The organism is Nonomuraea mangrovi (genome assembly GCF_042681425.1).
In the GTDB taxonomy this organism is placed as follows: domain Bacteria; phylum Actinomycetota; class Actinomycetes; order Streptosporangiales; family Streptosporangiaceae; genus Nonomuraea; species Nonomuraea mangrovi.
Genome location: NZ_JBHUFV010000105.1, coordinates 113,332 through 133,585 on the forward strand (window position 1 = coordinate 113,332; position 20,254 = coordinate 133,585).

Sequence of the window (20,254 nt, forward strand, 5' to 3'; positions counted from 1 at the left end):
CCAACCGGCAAAGGGAAAGATATCCGCAGTTCAGAGACTATGTGATTAGGACGACAAAAAAGGGCTCCCTCTTCCCGCATGGGAAACGTAGAGCATGGACCTCGCCCGCGTACAGGCGACGTAGAGCAATCCGCGCTCACGCTGGAGCACGCGCGCCCTGCTGGCGGGGTCGTTCGGTAGCGGCTCCGGCACCACGCCCTCGGCGATCCCGATCAGCGCGACCCGCTCGAACTCCAGGCCCTTCAACCCGTGCAGCGTCGTCACCCTGACGTCGTGACCCGCGGCCGTCAGCGCCTCCTTGGCGGCCTTGACGAGGCGGGTGGTGCGCGCGGCCACCGCGATCTCCGCGGCGGGCACGCCGTCGTCCAGCCATGATCCGATCGTGGTGACGAGCCCGGCCAGCTCGTTCTCCGGCGTGTCGTAGGCCCTGATCGTCGGCCGTTCGCCGTGGTGGGTGCTCCTGAAGCCGTGCAGCTCCTGAACGTTCTTGACCAGCCCCAGCGCGGGACCGCCGCCGCGCAGCCGTACCCCGAAGGAGAGCACCTCGTGCGGCAGCCGGTACGAGATCGCCAGCTCGTGCTGCACCGCGTGGATGCCGACCGACTCCAGCGCGATGCGATGGTCGGTGATGCGCTGGTGCGGGTCGCCGACCACGAACAGGTCGTCGGGCGCGCGCGGCACCGCCGCGCGCAGCAGCCGCCACTGGGCGGGGCTGACGTCCTGCGCCTCGTCCACCACGACGTGCCTGTACGGCTTGCGCCCTGGCTCGCCGAAGCTCAGCACGTCGTCGAGCAGATCGCCCGCCGCCCTGGTGAGCAACCGCAGCGCCTCCTCCGTCAACTCGGCCAGCGACCGCGCTCCAGGCCCGACGAGCACGGGCTGCCGCCCCTCGACGTCGGCCACGATCCTGATCGCCAGCCTGTCGACGTTGTCCACGTCGATGCGCTTGCGGATCGACTCGTCCTCGATCAGCGTGTCGAGGCGCCCCGACAGATCGGCGGCGAGCCCCTGCGTGAACGTCACCAGCAGCACGGGGCCGTTGCCGTGCTCGGCCAGGTGCGCCGCCCTGTGCAGGGCGATGAGCGTCTTGCCGGTGCCCGCGCCGCCGGTGACGAGCACGGGATGGTCGTAGTGGCCGGCGCGGGCCAGCCGGTGCTGCGGCGGGTGCAGGAACACGCACCAGTCGGGCGCGGTCACGATCCTGTCGAGCTCCTCGACCCTGGAGGCGAACACCGCCAGGTCAGGGCTACGCACCAGCGCGCCGAGCAGGTCGGAGGTGTCGATCGGTGCGGGGGAGTCCCAGGAGGTGCGGCGGGAGTCGAGCGCCTTCCACGCCTCCGGCAGCGAACCGCCCCTCGCCATGACCGCCAGCGGCAGGTGCTGCGTGGGCGGCAGCAGCGGCTCGAGCGCGTCCACGTCGGCCTCGTTGGTGATCAGCCTGATCAGCGGCAGCAGCGCGAGATCGATGCCCAGGCTCAGCAGTTCGGCGTCGTCGACCTGGGCGAGCAGCCGGGACTCGCCGGCCGAGCGGCGCAGCGCGTGCTCGACCCTGCCCAGCGCCTCGGCGTCCCACTGCTCGATCACGCCGATCAGCGGATTGACGCTGAACGCGTGCCGCCCCGCGTACGCCTCCGCCTCGTCGTCGGGCAGCAGGGTGAGCAGCCACGAGACCTCGCCCTGCCGTACCACGACTCCCATGAGCCCGTCGGCCATCCGTACCGTCCCCACCCCCTCGGGGGCGGGGACGCCCAGCAGGAACCCGTGCAGCGCGGCCATGACCTGCTCGCGCTCCGGCAGAGCCAGAGCGCTGAGCTCCCTCGAGAAGCCGGGGGCGATCGCGAGCCGCGCCACGGGCTCAGTCCAGCAGGTCGAGCAGGTCGCGGTCCCCGCGTTCGCGGAGCCTGGTCTTCAAGTCGTCCAGACTGACGTTGCCCGACATGCCAATCCTTATGGCGATGATTCTGGCGGCGTGCTCGATGGCGCTGCTCAGGCCCGTGTAGTCCGCCAGGCGCAGCGCCTTGGAGATCTTGCTCGCGCCCGGCGTGGCGACCGGCAGATGCTTGGCCCGCAGCACGCCCTCCTTGGAGAGCGTGATGAACAGGTGCCCGCCCTCCCTCGCGCCGACGTCCGCGAGCAGCCTGCCCATCTGGCTGATGGACGGCCTGCCGTGCCAGCTCATCGACAGCTCGCCGGCCGCGCTCCTGACCGTCCAGCTCGCGCCGGGGGTCAGCCCGAGATAGGCGGCGAACCCGCTGGGCAGCGCGCACTCGCCGGTCGCCAGTTGCTCGGCGGTCACGTCGATCCGCAGCCACCAGCGCCCGTCGGGCTGGCGGAAGCAGCGTTTGGTCAGCGCGACGTCCTTGAAGCCCTGGTACGGCTTGCCGTTGCCGTCGGACGGCGCGGGCGCGGGCGCGGCGAACTCCTCGAACCGGGCGGGCGCCTGAACGGGAGCGCCCTGCGGCTCGTGCCCCGGCGGCTGGAACCGCGGCTCCTGCGCGAACGCCTGCGGCGCCGGAGGCGCGGAAGGGGCGGCCGACGCGGCCGACCCTGGTGGCGCGGCGGACGCGGGTGGCACGGACGGCTCCGCGGCCGGCCCGCGAAGGCTCGGCTCGGGCACGTCCCCCGCGCCCGGCATGTCGGGGACGCGCGCGGGCGCCGCCAACGTCGCCTGCACGAACTGCCAGGCGGGCACGTCCAGGGCGCGGATCTCCCTGCCATGCCAGTCGGCGGCCCCGATCAGCAAGTCCCTCGGCGGGTCCACACCCAGCCTGGCGCGCAGGTCGTCCAGATGCGCCCGGTACGGCGCGGTCTCCTCGACGGCCAGCCACCGCAGCAGGCGCTGCCGCAGCTCGGCCTCGACGGAGACGATCTCCTCCTTGGCGACCGCGAACAGCTTGGCCAGCTGCTCGACGGCCGAGGGAGTGTCGGTGAACACCCGGTTCTGCGCGACGGCCCACGTCTTGTCGTCCAGCCCCGCGAAGGAGGACTCGATCAGCGCATGCAGATCGACCTCCCCGCCCGGCACACCGCGCGCTTCGGGCGTCTCACCGCCCGGTACGGAATCCGCCGCCGCGAGGGCCTGTTCACCGGCCTGGCGTACCGGGTCGGCGGCATCCAGCCCCGAGCGAGCCGCATCCGCGTCCCCGATGACGTCGTCCTCGGCGCGAACGTCTTCGTGCCTCGCCGCCTCACGGTCCTCGTCGGCGCCCTCATCCAGGACATCCTGCGCCCCGGCACGGACCGCCTCGTCCCCGGCGGCCCTGTCCTCGGCGACCTCGTCCCTGGCGACCTCGTTCCCGGCAGCCTGGGCCTCTCCCTCGTCGACCGCCCCGGCCTCGGGCTCCTGCACGTCGGCCGGCCACGGCTGGTCGCCGCGCGGCGCCTCCTCGGGCAGGGACTCCCCGGCCTCGAACGCCCCGGAAGACGCCGCCTGGAGCCCACCCTCCACTTCAGGCGACAGCCCGGCGGCCACTTCAGGCGACAGCCCGGCGGCCACTTCAGGCGACAGCCCGGCGGCCACTTCAGGCGACAGCCCGGCGGCCTCGGACCCGAGAGCGACCTCCTCTTCGCCGGAGGCCCCCGCCGACTCGGACCGAAGCGCAGCCTCGCCCTCAGCCGCGGCAGACCCGGACAGGAGCACGTCGTCGTCTTCGGGCGACGCCTCCGCGGATTCGGCCGTGAAGGCGGCTTCAGCGGCGGGCGACGATCCGGCCGATCGGAGCACGTCCTCGCCCTCCGGCGATGCCCCGGCGGATTCGGCTCCGAAAGCTGCTTCGGCCGCGAGCGACGATCCAGGAAGCTCCGACCTGAGCGCGGCCTGGTCTTCAGGCGAGGCCTCGGAAGACTCGGCTCCGACCGCGCGCTCAGAGCCCGGCACTTCCTCGGAGGTCTCCGGCCAGACAGCGGCCTCCTGGCCGCCTTCGACGGGCTGAGCGGACGTCGAGGCTTGGAAGGCGTCCCATCGACCGGCGGGGGGCTCGGACCTGCTCTCGGCAGCGGGATCCGGGGAGGCGGCGTCCTGGCCGGTCGTCGCGGTTCCGGTCCCGAACGCGTCGAACGGGGTCCCGTAGGACTGCTTGGTCGAGCGGGGCTTGCGCGAAGGAAGCGGAGGAGCCTCGGGAACGGCGCGAGCCTCAGGAGAGAGCGCTCCGGGAACGGAAGGTGCCTCGGCTCGCGACCCGGCGACGGCCGGCTCGTCCGACGCGCCCGGAAGCGACGTGCCCGGAACCGATGCGCCCGGAACCGACGCGCCCGGAATCGATGCGCCCGAATCCGAAGCGGACGGGGCAGACGGCGAGGGATCCGAGACGGCCGGAGCCGGCACCGAATCCGATACGGCCGGATCCGATATGGCCGGCCGGGGGGCGATCCGCGAGCCGGCCGGCTTCTCCGCGGGCTCGGATCGCGACGCGACCGCCTCGCCCGGTGCCAGCCGTACGAAAACGGCGGCGAACAGCGAGTTGAGCACCGGCCGGGCCTTCACGAAGGGCTGGTCCATCAGCTCGCGGCTGCTCAGCGCCAGCAGCCCCGGCCACGACCCGGCCCTGTCGATGGCGATCGCCACGTGCGGCTCGTCGGCCTCGTCGGGGTCCAGGACGTGCAGCGCGGGCAGCACGTCCCCGATGGCCGCGGCGGGCCAGTGCTCGAGCGCGATCTCCGTCAGCAGCTCGCCAAGGGACTCGGGTCCGATGCCGGCCAGCACCCGGGGCATGGGCAGGCTCCGCCACCACGCCTCAGGCAGGTGTGGTTGCCCGTGGAGCAGCGTGATCGCGGCCGCGTCGCTCCACCGCAAGGGTGGAACGAGGTCGCTCAGGCAGAAGTTCATCCTGTTCCGTTCACCAGCCCCTCACGCCGCTGACGCGACGCAGCCATACTCTTGCCGCCACGGAACAGACCATAGCCGCGCAAAACAGCCCTGTGCATCATGGAGTACGTATCAGCGCCTGACGGCGGCGAAGCGCAGCCGCACGTAGTCGGCCATCCAGCCGCTCTCCCTGCGGAGCGCCGGAGCGGCCAGTTCGTTGACCCGCCTGAGCAGCGGCTCGACCATATCGGTCGGCAGACCTTCGAGGAGCGAGCCGGCGAACATGCGGACCCAGTCGGCGGCTCCCGCCGGGCACTCGTCGAGCGGGGTGGGCCGGTCGAAGTACTCGAGCAGCCTGACCACGAAGCCCTCCTTCTCCAGGAGCCTGGAGTGCTCGGCGGGCGTGGGGAAATACCAGGGCAGCTCGGGCTCGCGCAGGCCGTACTCACGCCATGCGGTGGAGACGGCGGCGGTCAGTTCCGCGCAGTTGCCCGCACCGCCCATCTCGGCCACGAACCGGCCGCCGGGCCGCAGCGCCTCGCGCACGTTGGCGACGACGGTGCGGGGGTCGCGGCTCATCCAGTGGAGTGCCGCGTTGGAGAAGACGGCGTCATAGGCCTGCGCGACGCTGAAGTCGTGGCCGTCGCCCACGATGAAGTCGATGCCCGGGTGCTGGGCCAGAGCCTTTTCGATCATCGCGGACGAGCCGTCGATGCCGAGCACGCTCGCCCCCCTGGCGGCGATCTCGGCGGTGAGCACGCCCGTGCCGCAGCCCAGATCGAGCACACGCTCGCCAGGCTGCGGATCGAGCAGGTCGACCAGCGGCGCTCCTTGCGGCGAGACATAGCCGAAGCTGCTGTCATAGGCGCGAGCGGTCAACCGTGTCATGCTCGGTGTGTCGTATCGCAAGACCGATCAGCTCCCCCGTAGTGGGACAACAACTGTAGGGGCAGAATGTCTCTACGACATATCAGTCACACCGGGCACACTTGTCTCACCTGGCCCACACCTTGTTGACGTAGGCCTTCGCCGCGTCGGTCTGCGGGATCGTGAGCAGCACGGGCGGTCCAGGAGGCGCGGGCAGCTGGGCGGCGGTCTGGGAGTCGAGCGTGCCCTTCATGAGCATCGCCTCGCCTCGCGCCGGACGGGCGTGCCCCTTGAGGAACAGGTTCTGGCCCTCGTCGGAGAACAGGAACTCCTGCCACAGCCTGGCGGCGGCGGGGTGCGGGGCGTCCTTGTTGATCGCCTGCACGTAGTAGGCGCCGAGCGGCGCGTCCTTGGGGATCGTGACCTTCCACCCCTCGCCCTGCTGGGCGGCGCGGTCGGCGTTGAGGTAGTCCCAGTCGATGAAGACGTTGGCGGTGTTCTGCTGGATGAACTGCCCTGCCTTCCTGAGCTTGGCGAACAGCTCGACACCGCGCTTCACCTGGGGCACGCCGTTCACCATCGAGGCGGCCATGACGCCGTTGAAGGCGGCGGCGCTCTGCCGGGGGTCGCCGGGGAGCGCCACGGTGTAGCCGGGCTTGAGCAGGTCGGCGTAGGAGGCCGGGGCCTGGACCTTGCGCGAGTCGTAGCCGAGCGACATGTAGCCGCCGTAGCCGGCGTACCAGGCGCCGCCCCTGTCCTTCACGTGGTCGGGCAGGTCCTGCCAGCCCGCCACCTTGTACGGCGCGAAGCGCGCGGCGTTGGCGACCGCCACCTCGAGGCTCAGATCGAAGACGTCCGGCTTGAGGAGTCCCGCGGCCTCGATGGCGCGCTGGCTGCTGGCGGTTGGTTCGAGTTGGTTGACCTTGATGTCGTATTTTTCGGCGAAGGTGTCGATGATCTCGCCGTAGTTGACCCAGTCACGGGGCAGGGCGATGACGTTCAGCCCGCCCTCCTTCTTGGCGGCCTCAGCGAGTCGCTCCACCGTCGTGAACCCGGCCTTCATGGAGGCGGCCTTCACGTTGACCGGCGGGAGCGGCTTCTCTTCCGTGGTCGCAGCACCACATCCGGCGCTGATGAGAACGGCGGCTATGGCGGCACAGGTACGAACAGTCACGCAAGAGATACTCGCCGTTACATCCGTCCAGGTCGAGGAGGCACGACCTTGGCGGCCACCAAATGCTCCTCCCGGATCTCCACGAGAGTGCCGTCGCGCTTGCGGACGCGGAGGATGCCGCCGTCCCACGATTCGAGAACGCCTACCGCGTCGCTGAACCCGCCCGGAACCCTTCTTCGAGTGGTGACCCTGGCCCCAATGTCCGAGCTTGTCACGGCGATGACGAGGCGAGCGGCCACAAGTTTGCCACCCTCCGTTCCCGACACTTGGCTGACCCGGCAATACTAGGGCGTAGCAAACCGCGGTCTAAGAAGGAGCTCGACGTGACGTACGTCATCGCGCAGCCTTGCGTGGACGTCCTGGACAAGGCGTGCATCGAGGAGTGCCCCGTCGATTGCATCTACGAGGGCGAGCGCATGCTTTACATCCACCCTGACGAGTGCGTGGACTGCGGCGCGTGTGAGCCTGTCTGTCCCGTAGAGGCGATCTTCTACGAAGATGACCTTCCCGAGCAGTGGAAGGACTTCTACAAGGCCAACGTCGACTTCTTCGAGGACCTGGGCTCGCCCGGGGGCGCCTCGAAGGTCGGCAAGATCGACAAGGATCACCCCGTCGTCGCCGCTCTGCCACCGCAGGCCGAGGAGCACTGACCGGTGCACAATCTGCCGGACTTTCCCTGGGACCGGCTGGCGCCGTACAAGGAGCGCGCGCAGGCGCACCCCGACGGCATCGTCGACCTGTCGGTCGGCACTCCGGTCGATCCCGTGCCGCGGGTCGTGCAGGAGGCGCTCGCCGGGGCCGCTGACAGCCCCGGCTATCCGCTGACGTACGGCACGCAGGAGCTGCGCGCCGCGGCGGCGGGCTGGTTGCGCCGCAGGCACGGCGTGACCGTCGAGGAGCGGGCCGTGCTGCCGCTCATCGGGTCGAAGGAGTTCGTGGCCTGGCTGCCGACGCTGCTCGGCGCCAAGCGGGTCGTCATCCCCGAACTGGCCTATCCCACCTACGACGTGGGGGCCAGGATCGCGGGCGCCGAGCCGATCGCCGCCGACGGGCTGCTGGCGCTCGGCCCGGCCGACGTCGACCTCGTCTGGGTCAACTCGCCGTCCAACCCGACGGGCAAGGTGCTGCCCGCCGAGCACCTGCGCAAGGTGGTGGACTGGGCGCGCGAGCGCGGCGCGATCGTCGCCTCCGACGAGTGCTACATCGAGCTCGGCTGGGAAGCGGAGCCGATCTCGATCCTTCATCCCGACGTGTGCGGCGGCTCCCACGAGGGGCTGCTGGCCGTGCACTCGCTGTCCAAGCGCTCCAACCTGGCCGGATACCGGGCCGGGTTCGTCGCGGGCGACCCCACCCTGGTCGCCAGGCTGCTGGAGATCCGCAAACACGCGGGCATGATCATGCCGGAGCCGGTCCAGACGGCGATGGTGGTCGCGCTGGGCGACGACGCCCACGCCGACGAGCAGCGTGAGCGCTACGCCGCCAGGCGGCTGCTGCTGCGTCCCGCGCTGGAGAAGGCGGGCTGGCGCATCGATCACTCCACCGCCGGCCTGTACCTGTGGGCCTCGGACGGCGGCGACTGCTGGGATCAGGTACGCCGCCTTTCCGAAACCGGGATTTTGGTCGCTCCCGGTGATTTCTACGGAGCCGCAGGTAGCAGCCACATCCGGATCGCCATGACGGCCACCGACGAACGCATCAGTGCGGCGGTGCGTCGTCTCCAGTAGGATCCGGCGGCATGACCTCCATGGTCGTAATCGGACTGAGCGTCGTGACGATAGTCCTCCTGCTGGGCGCCCTGCTCGCCACCATGCGCAAGGGTCGCCCGGCCGCGGGCTCGGTGTCGCCCCTTCCCTCGGGAGGGCAGGGCACGATCGGCTCCGACTACGACGACCCCCGCACGATCAAGGTGGGGGACAAGATCGAGACCCACGGCACGGCCGCCAAGGTGCGCGGTGCCGTCCACGTGGCATGCCAGGGGCAGCAGTGGACCGAGTACCTGCTCGATGACGGCTCGCGACGGCCGGTGTGGCTGTCCGTCCAGGTGCGGCACGGCCTCGTCTCCACCGATCCGCCCCACCTGGAGGTCCTGCTCTGGACCAACGTGCCCACCCAGGGCATGATCCCCGCCAGAACCATGCTGATCATGGAAGGCGTGGAGTTCCACCCCATCGACAGGGGCACCGCCGCTTTCAGGTCGGAGGGCGAGACGGGGCGCCCCGAGCGCGGGCTGCTCGACTTCGCCGACTACCGGGCCGCCGACGGGCGGCTGCTGTCGTTCGAACGCGTGCAGGGCGAGGGATGGACCGCCAGCTACGCCCAGCCGCTGCCGCCGGGCTCGATCACCATCGTGAGCCGCGCCGCCTGACTCACGTCAGCTCGACGTCGCGGTCGCCCGCCTTGCCGCCGTTCTTCCAGCCCTCCGACGACCAGACGATCCCGTCGTAGCCGACGCTGCGCAGGCCGTACTGCTGGGCGTGCGCGACCGACCAGGCGGCGATCAGCCATCCGCGCCTGGTGCTCGGCACGCTGACGGCGCCGAGGGCCCTGGTCAGCTCCCGCCGCGCGTCCGCGGGCCGCGACGGCGACGGTGTCGCCTTCACGGGATAGGTGCAGTGAACGGCCCGCGGCACCCTGCCCGTGAACGCCGCCGACAGGATCCGCGCGTTGCCCTCGTGCGGCGCGTAGGCGTAACCCCCGGCCGATCGCTGTACGGCCTGCGCCGCCTCGGCGACCGGCAGCTTCCGGTATCCCTTCACCTTCACCAGCGCGGCGAAGAAGCGGTTGGTCGCATAGACCGGGTCCATGATCTGCTTCTTCTTGCCCCAGCCCTGCGAGGGCCGCTGCTGGAACACCCCCACCGAGTCGCGGTCGCCGTACGAGAGGTTGTAGAGCTTCGACTCCTGGATCGCCGTGGCGTACGCGATCACGACCGCCTGCTCGGGCAGCCGCCTCCGCTCGGCCACCGCCGCGATCGTGGCCGCGATGCGCGCCTGTTCGATGTCGAGCTCCAGCTCGCCCTTCGGCGTCTTCACCACGCAGCTCTCGACGGGCTCGGCGAGCGGGTCGGCCTTTCTGAGCAGGACATAGACGCCCACGGCGATCGCCACCGCGAGCGCGACAACGATGATCCCGATGGTCAGGACCGCTCGGGAGAAGCTACGCCGCACCCTGAAAAACCTACCCGGACAGATAGGCTCCGTGGCCATGACCAACAGGCATTCGAGCCCGTTGCCGGCGGCCATCGACGAACTGTGGGCCAACCGCGCGGAGCTTTCTCCTTCCGACACCGCCGCCAGGGGCGTCGTCGTCGGCGCGATCGACCAGCTCGACACCGGCAGGGCGCGCGTGGCCACCGTCACCGCCGACGGCGAGGTGGTGGTCGACGAGCGGGCCAAGCGCGCCATCCTGCTCAGCTTCAAGGTGCTCGGCATGGCGAGGTCGCAGGTGGGCGACTTCCAGCACCACGACCGGCTGCCGTTGAAGACCACGTTCGACGGGGTCAGGGTCGTGCCGGGCGCGATCGCCCGCTGGGGTTCCTACCTGGCGCCCGGCGTGGTGCTCATGCCCTCCTTCACGAACATCGGCGCGTTCGTCGGCGGCGGCACCATGGTCGACACCTGGGTCACCGTCGGGTCATGCGCGCAGATCGGGGAGAACGTCCACCTGTCCGGCGGGGTGGGCATCGGCGGCGTCCTCGAGCCGCCGAACGCGCTGCCCGTCGTCGTGGAGGACGACGCGCTGATCGGCAGCAGGGCGATGCTGGTCGAGGGGGCGCGCGTGGGACGCGGGGCGGTCGTCGGGGCGGGGACGATCCTGTCCGCCTCGATGCCGGTGATCGACGTGCAGACGGGGGAGGAGCTCGGGCGCGGGCGGATCCCCGACTGGTGCGTGGCGGTGGGCGGGACGAGGCCGAAGGAGTTCGCAGGGGGGACGTTCGGGTTGCCGTGCGTGCTGGTGCTGAAGCGGCTGGAGGCGGGGCAGCGGCATGACAAGGCGGCGCTGAACGAGGTGCTGAGGGAGCACGGCGTCCACGCCTGACCGCCTGCCTCAGATGCGGCGCGCTGCAGCGGATCGGCGGGGCCTGCTCCGCGTGCGGTGTGCCGTACCGGAGGGTGGGACACCAGGTCGACGGCGCCCGCGCGGCCCCGTGGGACCCCGGCATTAGGGTGGGTTGTCATGCTGGACTTGACGCAGGACGTAGGCGCGCTGACCGCCGCCATCGTGGACATCGAATCGGTCAGCGGCAACGAGAAGGTGCTCGCCGACGCGGTCGAAGAGACGCTCAGAAGGCTTCCGCACCTGACCGTCGACAGGTCCGGCGAGACCGTCGTCGCCCGCACGAACATCGGCCGTCCCGAGCGCGTGCTCATCGCCGGCCACCTCGACACGGTCCCCCTCGCGGGCAACCTTCCCAGCCGGGTCGAAGGCGATCTCCTCTACGGCTGCGGCACCTCCGACATGAAGGCGGGCGTCGCCGTCGCCCTCAAGCTCGCCGCCCTCCTTCCCGAGCCGAACCGCGACGTCACCTACGTCTTCTACGACTGCGAGGAGGTCGAGGCCGAGCGCAACGGCCTGACCAGGGTGAGCCGCGACCACGCCGACTGGCTGGCCGCCGACTTCGCCGTCCTCATGGAGCCGACCGACGGCGTGATCGAGGGCGGCTGCCAGGGCACGCTCCGCGCGGAGATCACCACCCGGGGCAAGCGCGCCCACAGCGCCAGGTCGTGGCTCGGCGTCAACGCCATCCACGCCGTGGAGCCGATCCTGGCCACGCTCAACGCCTACGAGGCCCGACGACCCGTCGTCGACGGCCTCGAATACCACGAGGGGCTCAACGCGGTGACGATCCACGGCGGCGTGGCCGGCAACGTGATCCCCGACCAGGCCGTGGTCACCGTCAACTACCGCTTCGCTCCCGACCTGTCACTGGCGGAGGCGGAGTCGCACGTGCGCGAGCTGTTCGACGGGTTCGAGGTGGCCTTCACCGACGGCGCCCCCGCCGCACGCCCTGGGCTGACGCATCCGGTGGCCGCCGCGTTCGTCGCCGCCGTCGGCGGTACGCCACGGGCCAAGCTGGGCTGGACCGATGTCGCGCGCTTCTCCGCCCTCGGCGTCCCCGCCGTCAACTACGGCCCCGGCGACCCGAACCTCGCCCACCAGCAGGGCGAATACGCCTCTCTCAGCCAGATCAGGGACAGCGAGATCGCGATGCTGAACTGGCTCTCACCCGGCACGTAGGACCCCACAACGTGAAAGTGGCTTTCCTCGCCGGCCATTTGGCGGGGAAAGCCACTTTCAGTCCCGAGCAGCACCCTCGGCAGTTAGACGCAGGACCTTCGAAATCTGGTTCCCTCCTTTTTTCAAGATTTTTTAGTCGGGCGCGCTAGCGTGATCCGTATGAAACGGACACGTCCCGAACGCCGTCAGGGGCCCGCGCTCGTCCGCGGCCAGCTGGTTACCGATTCCACCCACGACCAGCGCCTTCTCGACCGCCAGGGCCCGGCGGACTGGGTCCACATGGATCCATGGCGGGTGCTGCGCATCCAGGCCGAGTTCGTCGAAGGCTTCGGCCAGCTGGCCGAGCTCCCCACCGCGGTCACCGTGTTCGGTTCGGCGCGCACCCCCGACGACTCCCCCGAGTACAAGACGGGCGTCGAGTTGGGACTCAAGCTCGCCAAGGCCGGATACGCGGTCATCACCGGCGGCGGGCCCGGCGCCATGGAAGCGGCCAACAAGGGCGCGTCCGACGCCGGAGGCATCTCCGTCGGACTCGGCATCGAGCTCCCCTTCGAACAGCGCATGAACGACTACGTCGATCTCGGCATCGAGTTCCGCTACTTCTTCGTGCGCAAGACGATGTTCGTGAAGTACTCGTGCGGATTCATCGCCCTGCCCGGCGGGTTCGGCACGCTGGACGAGCTGTTCGAGGCGCTCACGCTCGTGCAGACCCACAAGGTCACCTCGTTCCCCGTGGTGCTCATGGGCTCACGGTTCTGGGGCGGGCTCATCGAATGGATCAAGGGGTCGCTGCTGGCCACAGGGAAGATCTCGGCTCACGACCTCGACCTGATCCAGATCACCGACGACGTCGACGAGGCGGTGAACATCATCGTCGAGTCCGAGCACAACCGGTCCAAGCGGAGGGAGGAGGAGCTGGAGGCGGTCGCGAGCCAGACGGCGGAGCCTCAATAGACTCCCCTTTCGTGAACATCTGCGTTTTCTGTGCCTCCAGTCAGAAGATCGACCCCAAGTACGTGGAGCTCGCCACGGAGGTAGGCACCGAACTCGCCCTCCGGGGCCACACCCTGGTGAGCGGCGGCGCCACGGTCTCCTGCATGGGCGCGGTGACCAGCGCCGCCCGCGCCGCCGGGGGGCGCACCGTCGGCGTCATCCCGCAGGTGCTGGTCGACATCGAGGTCGCCGACGACGGGTCGGACGAGCTGATCATCACCGCGGACATGCGCGAACGCAAGGGCGTCATGGACGCCCGCTCCGACGCGTTCCTGGTGCTCCCCGGGGGCATCGGGACGCTGGAGGAGCTGTTCGAGATCTGGACGGCCCGCGTCCTCGGCGTCCACGCCAAGCCGCTGGTGATCCTCGACCCGTGGGGGCTGTACGAGCCGCTGCGGTCGCTCGTGGAGCACATGTACGACGAGGGGTTCACGCGGGCGAACGTCTTCGACGCCATCTCGTGGACGAAGTCGGTGGAGGAGGCGTTCACCCTCCTGGAGTCCCCGGGCCGGCCACTGTCGCCGAGCGTGGAGGAACTCGGCGAGTCGACAGGCGCCTGACCGGGGACCCCGAGGCTCAGCCGTTCTCCTTCGCCTCCGTCACCCGCATGGCTCCGGCCCCTCGCACGCCCGGCCGGGCGTTCCTGTAGGAACCGCGCGGGCGCCGTCAGCCATCAGGTGCCGGAGTGACGGCGTCCGCGAAACACCATGGGGCGCCTCAGGATTCGGGATGGGCCAGGCGGGCCAGCAGGGTGACCGCGTCATCGAGGGCCACCGGCTCGAAGAAGCGCGCGTCGACCTGTTCGACGGCGGCGATCGCGCGGGGTGCCAGCTCGGCGCCGGCAGCGGTGACCCGCAGCCGTTTGGCGCGGGTGTCGGCGGGATCGACCTCGCGCTCGACCAGTCCTTTGGTCTCCAGCGCGCGCAGGACCTGCGAGGTCATCTTGACGTCGGTGCCGGCCTGGCGGGCGAGAGCCAGCTGGTTGGGGTGCTCCCCGTGGGTGTTGAGCCACCAGGTGCAGGCCAGCAGTACGAACTGGACGTGCGTGAGATCGAGAGGGGTCAGGGCGGCGGTGATGTCGCGCTGCCAACGCAGCGTGGCATGCCAGAGCAGGAAGCCTGGGCTCTCGCCAGGGCTGAGAGCCATCAGCCGCGCGCCCGCTCGACGAGGGCGGCCATGGTGGCAGGCCAGTCGGCGGTGACCGCCGGGCCGATCTGTGGCCCGAGTTCATCGGCCGCGGCACCCGTGATCTCCATCCGGTACACCACCCGAGTGCGGAGTCGCTCGCCCCGGTCAAGCCGGTGGACAGTGCGCAGGAGCAGGCCGTCGATACGAGCCTCGTCCACGAACAGCTCGTCGACAGTCGCCTCGGCGACGCGCAGGTGCACCGGGTCCTGCCCGGCCGGAGTCATCACGATCTCAGCGCCCGCCGCGAACGGACCGCTGATCTGGATGCTCTCGATGTCGGCGTTCCAGGCTCTCCACCTCTCGACATCGGCCCACAGGCGCCAGATCGCCTCGGGCGTGGCATCGGTCTCGACGCTGTGCTCGTACGTCCACATCAGGGGTCCTCCCCGCTCTCGACAGATAGTCAACGCGAAGATTATCTATGCGAAGACTATCTGTCCACGCGAATCCTCGAACCGCCGCCCACGCACCAACCCCCCGAAGGACTTCCGCAGCCGACCACTCAGGCGCGTTCGACCTCCGCGCCGCCAGATCTTCGGACCTTGGCGGCTTCGGACCTCCGTGCGTCCGGCCCTCGTGCCCCCCGGGCTCACATCTCCCGCCCCCCGGTCCCGGTTCTCCCGTCCCTGGTCCCGGATCTCCTGCCCTGGTCCCGGATCTCCTGCCCCGGTCCTGGATCTCCTGCCCTGGTCCGGGATCTCCTGCTCCCGGACCCGGCATCCCGCGCCTCTGGAGCGGTATCGCGGGCAGTCGTGGGTCCGGGTTCCTCGCGCGACCGGTTCCCGCGGCTGCGGTTCCTCGTGCGCTGGGCCTGCGCCATCGCCTCTCGGCGTGCCCTCGCTCCCGTGTCGATGGCCTCCGGCACGCTCGCCCCGTGCCTGTCGTTCGCTCGCACGGCGTGGTCGGCCGTTCAGACGTGGTCTCGAACGGAGGAGTGCACGCCTGGCCCACCGGAATCGAGCCCGCTCGCTCGTCGGTACGGTCGGACGAAAGGGTTCGAGCAGGCCTCAACCGACGGCGAAGCCCGCGGTCGAACGACGGTCGGCCTGCCCGCGCGCCGGGGTGTTGGACGTATGCCGACACGCCCGGGATCACAGGCGACCGGACAGGCATTCGCGCTCGCCGGTCGGGCCTGTCTTCAGGTTGCGCCGACACTCGCGGGCTGGAGGCCGTCCGCCGAGGGCAGGCGTGCCATCGGAGGGGATCAGGCCAGGCCGCGGCGGGTGACGGCGGGGGCGCGAGTCCCTGCGAGGGAGTCGGTCATGTCCAGCGCCAGCCGTACCTGATCGGCATGCTCGGTCACGAACACGCCCGCGCCTGCCCACCGAAAGACGGCCGCCGCGGCGAGCGCCGCGTCGAGCTGCCCAGGCAGCCTGACCAGCGCGATACCCCCGCTCCGCACGAGCTCCCGCACCTCGTCGGGGGTGCGCACAAGCGTCCAACCGGGTCGTTCAGGCGCGCCTGGCGTCAGCACTACAGGCCTCATGTCTCGATCGTACGAGTACGATTCCAATGTGCTGGTCGTACTCGCCATCGCCGCGCTGGCGATACTCGCCTGCGTCGTCGTGGTCTCCCTTGGCAGGGGCGGTGAGCTGACCGAGTTCCCGCCTGACGTTCCGCCGCTCGGCCTTCCCCAGGCCGGGCAGCTCACGGCGGTCGATTTCATGGCGCTCCAACTGCCGGTGAACCTGGTCGGCTATCACACGCAGAGCGTCGACGAGACCTTGCGCCGGGCCGCCAACGCGATCAGCGCCCGCGACACCCGCATCGCTGTTCTGGAGCAGCGCGTGGCGGAGCTGCTGGCCAGCCGGTTGCACGCGCGCCAGGAGGCGTACGCCGGTCCCGGCACCGCGCCCCGCATCGAACACCGCCCCGACGCCCCGTCCGTCGCGCTTCCCGAGGACGAAGGCGCAGCCTCGTCCGCCGCGCACGCGGAAGGTGCCCTGGTCGCCCGATTCGGTGATCACGGGGAAGTCGTGAACGCGTCCCCGCTCGACGAGCGCGAGAACAGCGCCCCGGCTGTACCTGACGATGAGCTCGTCCTGGATCACCCACACGGCGAGTCGTCCGCTGACCCTGACGCCAGAGCCTTCGACCCGCAGGCCTTGGCGGCCGGACCGCACGTGGCCGCATCCGACCCGCACGCCGCCACGGCGTCCGACCCGGACGGCCCGGCACCCGACCCGCACGTGGCGGTACCTGCCCCCGCCGCCAAGGCGTCCGACCCGCGTGTGACAGCGTCCGGCGCGGACAGCACGTCCGCCCCGCGTGTGACGGCGTCCGACCCGAACGGCGCGACGGCCGATCCGAACGGCGCAACTCCGGGGGCAGCCCGCGTGGGTCACCACCCCGCCGACGACACTGCCGACGCCGAACGACTCCAGGCCGAGAAGACCACCCCCAGGGAGGTCGACGAGCACCAGGACGGCAGCGCCGGCCCCGAACTGATCGACCAGTCTCCGAACGGTGCCGCCGCTCCCGGTGGGACGGGCCCGACCGGGCGTGGAACCGCCCCTCTCGCCGAGAGCGAGATCGGGCATGGCGACGCCGCTCCGGAAGAGGCCGACCAGGAACAGGGTGGAAGCGCCGAACCCGAGAAGGTCGGCCGCTCGTGGGGTGACATCGGTTCTCCTTCGGATTTCGGTCGACACTCGGGTGAAACTGGCGATTCCAGACGTGATCGGGCGCCCGGCGGTCGCAACGGTGCCAGCGGGCTGCCTGCCTCGATCGGCCAGGACAGGGAAAGGCGTTCGTGAGCGAGGTCATTCGTTGCGAGTGGACCGGCATGACCACCCCGCTCTACATCGCCTACCACGACGACGAGTGGGGTCGCCCCGTCGAAGGGGACGACAGGGTGTTCGAGCGGGTGAGCTTGGAGGCGTTCCAGTCGGGCCTGTCGTGGCTGACGATTCTGCGCAAGCGGGAGAACTTCCGTAAGGCGTTCGACGGCTTCTCCATCGCGAAGGTCGCGGCCTACACCGAGGAGGACGTCGACCGGCTCCTCGCCGATGAGGGCATCATCCGTAACCGGGCAAAGATCGAAGCCACCATCGCCAATGCCAGGGCCGCTCTCGAGGTGCCCGAAGGATTGTCCGCGGTCGTCTGGCGGCATGCCGACCCTGCCTCTCCCGTACCCAAGTCGATGGCTGACGTTCCGGCGATCACGCCCGGGTCGAAGGCGCTGGCCAAGGAGTTGAAGGGGTACGGCTTCCGCTTCGTGGGGCCGACCACCGCCTATGCGCTCATGCAGGCCATCGGGCTGGTGAACGACCACATCGCCGACTGCGTCGTACGCACCCCCACGCGCTGATCGGCGTTCGATCCGGCCACGCCTGTGTCGAGATGAGCGGGCGCTCACGCGCGATCACGCGGGTTCGGGGCTGCTGGAGGTGGTCCGGCCGTTCGGCGGCCGGCCTCGGGCTGCTGCCCGGCTACCTGACTCAGGCACGCGGGTTCGGGGCTTGCTGGAGGTGGTCCGACCGTTCGGCGGCCGGCCTCGGGCTGCTGCCCGGCTACCTGATTCAGATTCTCGCTGCGTTCTCATCGAAGAAGGCTGACGGTGAGGCCGGATCCGAACCGAAAGGACGTCGGGGCGGGGGCCGGATGGTGGCCCCGGACCAGGAACGGCAGCCCGGCCAGGTCAACCGGTTGGGGCGGTCGGGAAGGTCTGCGGCAGGGGATGAGACGAGCGTGTGCCGGTCAGCCCGCGGAGATGGCCAGGACTCCGATGAGGGAAACGGCGATGCCGATCTGCTGGGCGCGTTCGAGCCGCTCGTTCAGCACGATCCGGGCCAGCGCGATGGTGACGATGGTGTGCAGCGAGCCGAGGACGGCGGCGACGCTCACCATGCCGAGTGTCGAGGCGGTGGTGTACAGGGAGTCGGCCGCGATGATGAGGGCGCCGATCCCGGCGATCGCGGGTAGGGAGGCCCTGGGGGCGCTCACGCGGTGGCGTTTGAGGATGATGACGGACGCGAGGGCGGTCACTGCGGTGAGACGGGCGGTCAGTAGAGCCCATCCGACGTCGCCTTCACCGGCGTTGTGCATGGTGAGGAAGAAGGTGCCGAAGCCGAGCGCCGCCAGCAGGCCGTAGATGACGCTCGGCGCCGTCCGGGAGCCGGGGTCCTTGTCGCCACCCGACTGGTACGAGGTGAAGACCAGACCGATCATCGCCAGTGCCAGGCCGGTGAACTGGAGCGGACCAGGAATCTGGCTGGATGCCCGCCCGGCCAGCAGCGGGACGACCGGTGCGGTCGCCGCGACGGGCGCGACGATGCTCATCTTGCCGACCGCCAGCCCGCGGTAGAGGGCGGCGATGCCCACGAGTTCGCCCAGTCCCGCGACCGCGGCGAGGCCGAGGGCCGAGGCGTCCGGCGGGCTCGCCCCTCGCACGACCGCCATGACCACGAGCAGGACAAGGGCGGCGGATTGCGAGATCAGCAACACCGACAACACCGGCACAGAACGGCTCTTGAGCCCGCCGACGAAATCGGCGGCTCCCCAGCCGAGACTTGCGCCGAGGGCGAGCGTGATGGCGAGCATGCGGGCTCCTCAGCGGCGGGCGGTGAGGTCGAGGATCGCGGGGATGACGATGTCCCACTGGTCCCGCGGGAATACCTCGTGGCCGGTCTGTTCCATGGCGATGAGGCGGGCGCCGGGGATCTCCGCCGCCAGGGCGCGGCCGTGGCCGAAGGGCACGAACGGGTCTTCGGTGCCGTGCAGTACGAGCGTCGGTGCCTTGATCTGGCCGAGCCGATGCCGCCACGGCTCACCGGCGTCCAGCAGGAACGGGTTGGTCAGCTGCGCGGCGATGTCGACGGTGCGGTCGACGACGCGTCCTGCCAACTGCCTGACGGCGTCCTCGTCGAAGGGACGCGTGCGGGCCGCGAAGGGCCGTTCGGCCTCGACCAGGTAGGCGATGACCGCATCCCGGTCCGACCAGTCGGGCTCGGGCGGTTCGGCCGCGAACAGCGCCTGCAGCTCGGCTGACATCTCCGGCAGGTCGTCCTGCTGGTGTCCGGGGCCGCCGGGCGTCGAGGACGCCAGCGTGAGCGAGGCGACCACGTCGGCGTGGTCGAGCGCCAGGAGCTGGGCGACCGCCGCGCCCTGCGACATGCCGACCACGTGGGCGCGATCCAAGCCGAGCACCTCGATCAGGGACGCGGCGTCGGCGACCAGGTCGCGCAGGTCGTGTGCGGGAGCCCCTGCGGGCGAGCCGGTCGACCGGCCCGCGTCCCTGCTGTCGTACCGGATGACGTACCGGCCCGCGGCCACCAGTCTCTGGACGAGCTCTTCGTCCCAGTTCAGCAGGGAGTGGCCACCGCCGTGGATCAGCAGGATCGCGGAGTCCTCGGGGACGCCGAAGGCCTCGGTGGCCAGCTCGATCCCGTTGACCTTGATGATCCGCTCCATCATGTTGCGCCCTCCAGAGAATCTCCGTTACATGTAACGGAGAAAGTAGCAGAGAAGTTCGTTACATGTCACGAGAGTTTCGTAGACTGCCGTCATGACCCCTGAACCAACGCCAAGCCGGGCCGCGCTCGACGCCTGGGCCGCCTACCGCAGGCTGCACCTGTCCGTGGACGCCGAGATCGCCCGCGACCTGGAACGGGATTCAGGCCTGTCGATGCCCGACTACGAAGTGCTGGCCGCGGTGGCGGAGATGTCGAGCCAGGAGACATGTGTACGGGTGATCGGTCTCGCCGCGCACATGAACTGGGACCACAGCCGCTTGTCGCGTCAGCTCGGCCGCATGCAACAGCGTGGGCTGATCGCCCGCCACGCATGCGAGCTGGACGGCCGCGGCGACGACGTCCTGCTCACCGAGGCCGGGCAGCAGACCTACGACGCGGCCACCCCCGCCCACCTCGCCTCGATCGACCGCCACTTCACCGGCGTGCTGTCGGCACAGCAACTCAACACCTTGACCGGCATCGAACACGCCGTCGCCGCCGAACGTCGAGCCGCCACCCCGCGGTGAACGGCGTGCT

21 protein-coding genes are annotated in these 20,254 nt (G+C 70.3%); 10 read left to right on the forward strand and 11 right to left on the reverse strand.

Translation table 11 applies throughout. The annotated features are described in order from the left end of the window. Positions 1–45: 45 nt before the first annotated feature. The 5 genes from ACFSKW_RS52980 to ACFSKW_RS55060 all read right to left on the reverse strand — a co-directional run bounded on the left by ACFSKW_RS52980 (position 46) and on the right by ACFSKW_RS55060 (position 7,111). A complete protein-coding gene (locus tag ACFSKW_RS52980) occupies positions 46–1,851 on the reverse strand; it encodes a UvrD-helicase domain-containing protein (RefSeq protein ID WP_379583205.1) in 1,806 nt (601 codons plus the stop codon). 4 nt (positions 1,852–1,855) lie between these two features. Then, positions 1,856–4,825, reverse strand: a complete 2,970-nt coding sequence (locus tag ACFSKW_RS52985) for a hypothetical protein (RefSeq protein ID WP_379583207.1) — start codon at positions 4,823–4,825, stop codon at positions 1,856–1,858. Positions 4,826–4,936: 111 nt separating this feature from the next. Then, positions 4,937–5,692, reverse strand: coding sequence for a class I SAM-dependent methyltransferase (locus ACFSKW_RS52990; RefSeq protein WP_379583209.1), 756 nt, complete (start codon positions 5,690–5,692; stop codon positions 4,937–4,939). 106 nt (positions 5,693–5,798) lie between these two features. Next, on the reverse strand, positions 5,799–6,845 hold the full coding sequence (locus ACFSKW_RS52995) for an ABC transporter substrate-binding protein (protein WP_379583211.1): 1,047 nt from the start codon (positions 6,843–6,845) through the stop codon (positions 5,799–5,801). A gap of 17 nt (positions 6,846–6,862) precedes the next feature. Next, positions 6,863–7,111 carry a putative acetyltransferase gene (locus ACFSKW_RS55060; protein WP_431895840.1) on the reverse strand — a complete coding sequence of 83 codons (249 nt, stop codon included), beginning with the start codon at positions 7,109–7,111 and terminating at the stop codon, positions 6,863–6,865. A gap of 57 nt (positions 7,112–7,168) precedes the next feature. Here ACFSKW_RS55060 and fdxA point away from each other — a divergent pair, with 57 nt between their 5' ends. The 3 genes from fdxA to ACFSKW_RS53010 are packed head-to-tail and all read left to right on the forward strand — an operon-like array spanning position 7,169 to position 9,210. Then, complete coding sequence (gene fdxA / locus ACFSKW_RS53000) at positions 7,169–7,495, forward strand: ferredoxin (protein WP_354905819.1); 327 nt, start codon at positions 7,169–7,171, stop codon at positions 7,493–7,495. A 3-nt stretch (positions 7,496–7,498) separates the two neighbouring features. Then, positions 7,499–8,569 carry a succinyldiaminopimelate transaminase gene (dapC, locus tag ACFSKW_RS53005; protein ID WP_379583214.1) on the forward strand — a complete coding sequence of 357 codons (1,071 nt, stop codon included), beginning with the start codon at positions 7,499–7,501 and terminating at the stop codon, positions 8,567–8,569. 44 nt (positions 8,570–8,613) lie between these two features. Then, positions 8,614–9,210, forward strand: a complete 597-nt coding sequence (locus ACFSKW_RS53010; protein WP_379583216.1) for a DUF4178 domain-containing protein — start codon at positions 8,614–8,616, stop codon at positions 9,208–9,210. Position 9,211: 1 nt separating this feature from the next. Here the strand turns inward: ACFSKW_RS53010 and ACFSKW_RS53015 are convergent, their stop codons facing one another. After that, a complete protein-coding gene (locus ACFSKW_RS53015; RefSeq protein WP_379583218.1) occupies positions 9,212–10,012 on the reverse strand; it encodes a hypothetical protein in 801 nt (266 codons plus the stop codon). Positions 10,013–10,049: 37 nt separating this feature from the next. On the opposite strand from ACFSKW_RS53015, the gene ACFSKW_RS53020 reads away from it, so the two are divergent. The 4 genes from ACFSKW_RS53020 (at position 10,050) to ACFSKW_RS53035 (ending at position 13,636) form a co-directional block, all read left to right on the forward strand. Then, the gene (locus ACFSKW_RS53020; protein ID WP_379583220.1) at positions 10,050–10,883 is read left to right on the forward strand and encodes a 2,3,4,5-tetrahydropyridine-2,6-dicarboxylate N-succinyltransferase; all 834 of its coding nucleotides are present in this window, start codon (positions 10,050–10,052) and stop codon (positions 10,881–10,883) included. A gap of 138 nt (positions 10,884–11,021) precedes the next feature. After that, on the forward strand, positions 11,022–12,083 hold the full coding sequence (dapE, locus tag ACFSKW_RS53025; protein WP_379583222.1) for a succinyl-diaminopimelate desuccinylase: 1,062 nt from the start codon (positions 11,022–11,024) through the stop codon (positions 12,081–12,083). 159 nt (positions 12,084–12,242) lie between these two features. Then, complete coding sequence (locus ACFSKW_RS53030; RefSeq protein WP_379583224.1) at positions 12,243–13,037, forward strand: LOG family protein; 795 nt, start codon at positions 12,243–12,245, stop codon at positions 13,035–13,037. A gap of 11 nt (positions 13,038–13,048) precedes the next feature. After that, a complete protein-coding gene (locus tag ACFSKW_RS53035; RefSeq protein ID WP_379583226.1) occupies positions 13,049–13,636 on the forward strand; it encodes an LOG family protein in 588 nt (195 codons plus the stop codon). Positions 13,637–13,793: 157 nt separating this feature from the next. Here the strand turns inward: ACFSKW_RS53035 and ACFSKW_RS53040 are convergent, their stop codons facing one another. From ACFSKW_RS53040 to ACFSKW_RS53050, 3 genes are all read right to left on the reverse strand, one after another. Next, positions 13,794–14,222 (reverse strand): MarR family winged helix-turn-helix transcriptional regulator, encoded by a 429-nt coding sequence (locus tag ACFSKW_RS53040; RefSeq protein ID WP_379583228.1) that lies wholly within the window; start codon positions 14,220–14,222, stop codon positions 13,794–13,796. Beyond that, positions 14,222–14,638, reverse strand: coding sequence for an SRPBCC family protein (locus tag ACFSKW_RS53045; RefSeq protein WP_379583230.1), 417 nt, complete (start codon positions 14,636–14,638; stop codon positions 14,222–14,224). Before ACFSKW_RS53045 ends, ACFSKW_RS53040 begins: the two co-directional genes overlap by 1 nt. An 830-nt stretch (positions 14,639–15,468) precedes the next feature. After that, complete coding sequence (locus ACFSKW_RS53050; protein WP_379583232.1) at positions 15,469–15,750, reverse strand: hypothetical protein; 282 nt, start codon at positions 15,748–15,750, stop codon at positions 15,469–15,471. 28 nt (positions 15,751–15,778) lie between these two features. Between ACFSKW_RS53050 and ACFSKW_RS53055 the strand changes: the two genes are divergently transcribed. Then, positions 15,779–17,020: a hypothetical protein gene (locus ACFSKW_RS53055; RefSeq protein WP_379583234.1), complete on the forward strand. Its 1,242-nt coding sequence runs from the start codon at positions 15,779–15,781 to the stop codon at positions 17,018–17,020. Then, positions 17,017–17,574 carry a DNA-3-methyladenine glycosylase I gene (locus tag ACFSKW_RS53060; protein ID WP_379583236.1) on the forward strand — a complete coding sequence of 186 codons (558 nt, stop codon included), beginning with the start codon at positions 17,017–17,019 and terminating at the stop codon, positions 17,572–17,574. The genes ACFSKW_RS53055 and ACFSKW_RS53060 overlap by 4 nt, the downstream gene beginning before the upstream one ends. Positions 17,575–17,963: 389 nt before the next feature. On the opposite strand, the gene ACFSKW_RS53065 is transcribed toward ACFSKW_RS53060, so the two are convergent. Together ACFSKW_RS53065 and ACFSKW_RS53070 are read right to left on the reverse strand one after the other, a co-directional pair. Continuing rightward, positions 17,964–18,806, reverse strand: coding sequence for an EamA family transporter (locus ACFSKW_RS53065; protein ID WP_379583238.1), 843 nt, complete (start codon positions 18,804–18,806; stop codon positions 17,964–17,966). A 9-nt stretch (positions 18,807–18,815) separates the two neighbouring features. Next, a complete protein-coding gene (locus tag ACFSKW_RS53070; protein WP_379583240.1) occupies positions 18,816–19,679 on the reverse strand; it encodes an alpha/beta fold hydrolase in 864 nt (287 codons plus the stop codon). A gap of 91 nt (positions 19,680–19,770) precedes the next feature. On the opposite strand from ACFSKW_RS53070, the gene ACFSKW_RS53075 reads away from it, so the two are divergent. Continuing rightward, the gene (locus ACFSKW_RS53075) at positions 19,771–20,244 is read left to right on the forward strand and encodes a MarR family winged helix-turn-helix transcriptional regulator (RefSeq protein WP_379583242.1); all 474 of its coding nucleotides are present in this window, start codon (positions 19,771–19,773) and stop codon (positions 20,242–20,244) included. Positions 20,245–20,254 lie beyond the last annotated feature (10 nt).

Coding starts and splice junctions, on each gene's coding strand:
- ACFSKW_RS53020 (WP_379583220.1), top strand. CDS start 10,050: ATGACCAACAGGCATTCGAGCCCGTTGCCGGCGGCCATCGACGAACTG.
- ACFSKW_RS53075 (WP_379583242.1), top strand. CDS start 19,771: ATGACCCCTGAACCAACGCCAAGCCGGGCCGCGCTCGACGCCTGGGCC.
- ACFSKW_RS53030 (WP_379583224.1), top strand. CDS start 12,243: ATGAAACGGACACGTCCCGAACGCCGTCAGGGGCCCGCGCTCGTCCGC.
- ACFSKW_RS52990 (WP_379583209.1), bottom strand. CDS start 5,692: ATGACACGGTTGACCGCTCGCGCCTATGACAGCAGCTTCGGCTATGTC.
- dapE (WP_379583222.1), top strand. CDS start 11,022: ATGCTGGACTTGACGCAGGACGTAGGCGCGCTGACCGCCGCCATCGTG.
- ACFSKW_RS53070 (WP_379583240.1), bottom strand. CDS start 19,679: ATGATGGAGCGGATCATCAAGGTCAACGGGATCGAGCTGGCCACCGAG.
- ACFSKW_RS53065 (WP_379583238.1), bottom strand. CDS start 18,806: ATGCTCGCCATCACGCTCGCCCTCGGCGCAAGTCTCGGCTGGGGAGCC.
- ACFSKW_RS53045 (WP_379583230.1), bottom strand. CDS start 14,638: ATGTGGACGTACGAGCACAGCGTCGAGACCGATGCCACGCCCGAGGCG.
- ACFSKW_RS53050 (WP_379583232.1), bottom strand. CDS start 15,750: ATGAGGCCTGTAGTGCTGACGCCAGGCGCGCCTGAACGACCCGGTTGG.
- ACFSKW_RS52985 (WP_379583207.1), bottom strand. CDS start 4,825: ATGAACTTCTGCCTGAGCGACCTCGTTCCACCCTTGCGGTGGAGCGAC.
- ACFSKW_RS53040 (WP_379583228.1), bottom strand. CDS start 14,222: ATGGCTCTCAGCCCTGGCGAGAGCCCAGGCTTCCTGCTCTGGCATGCC.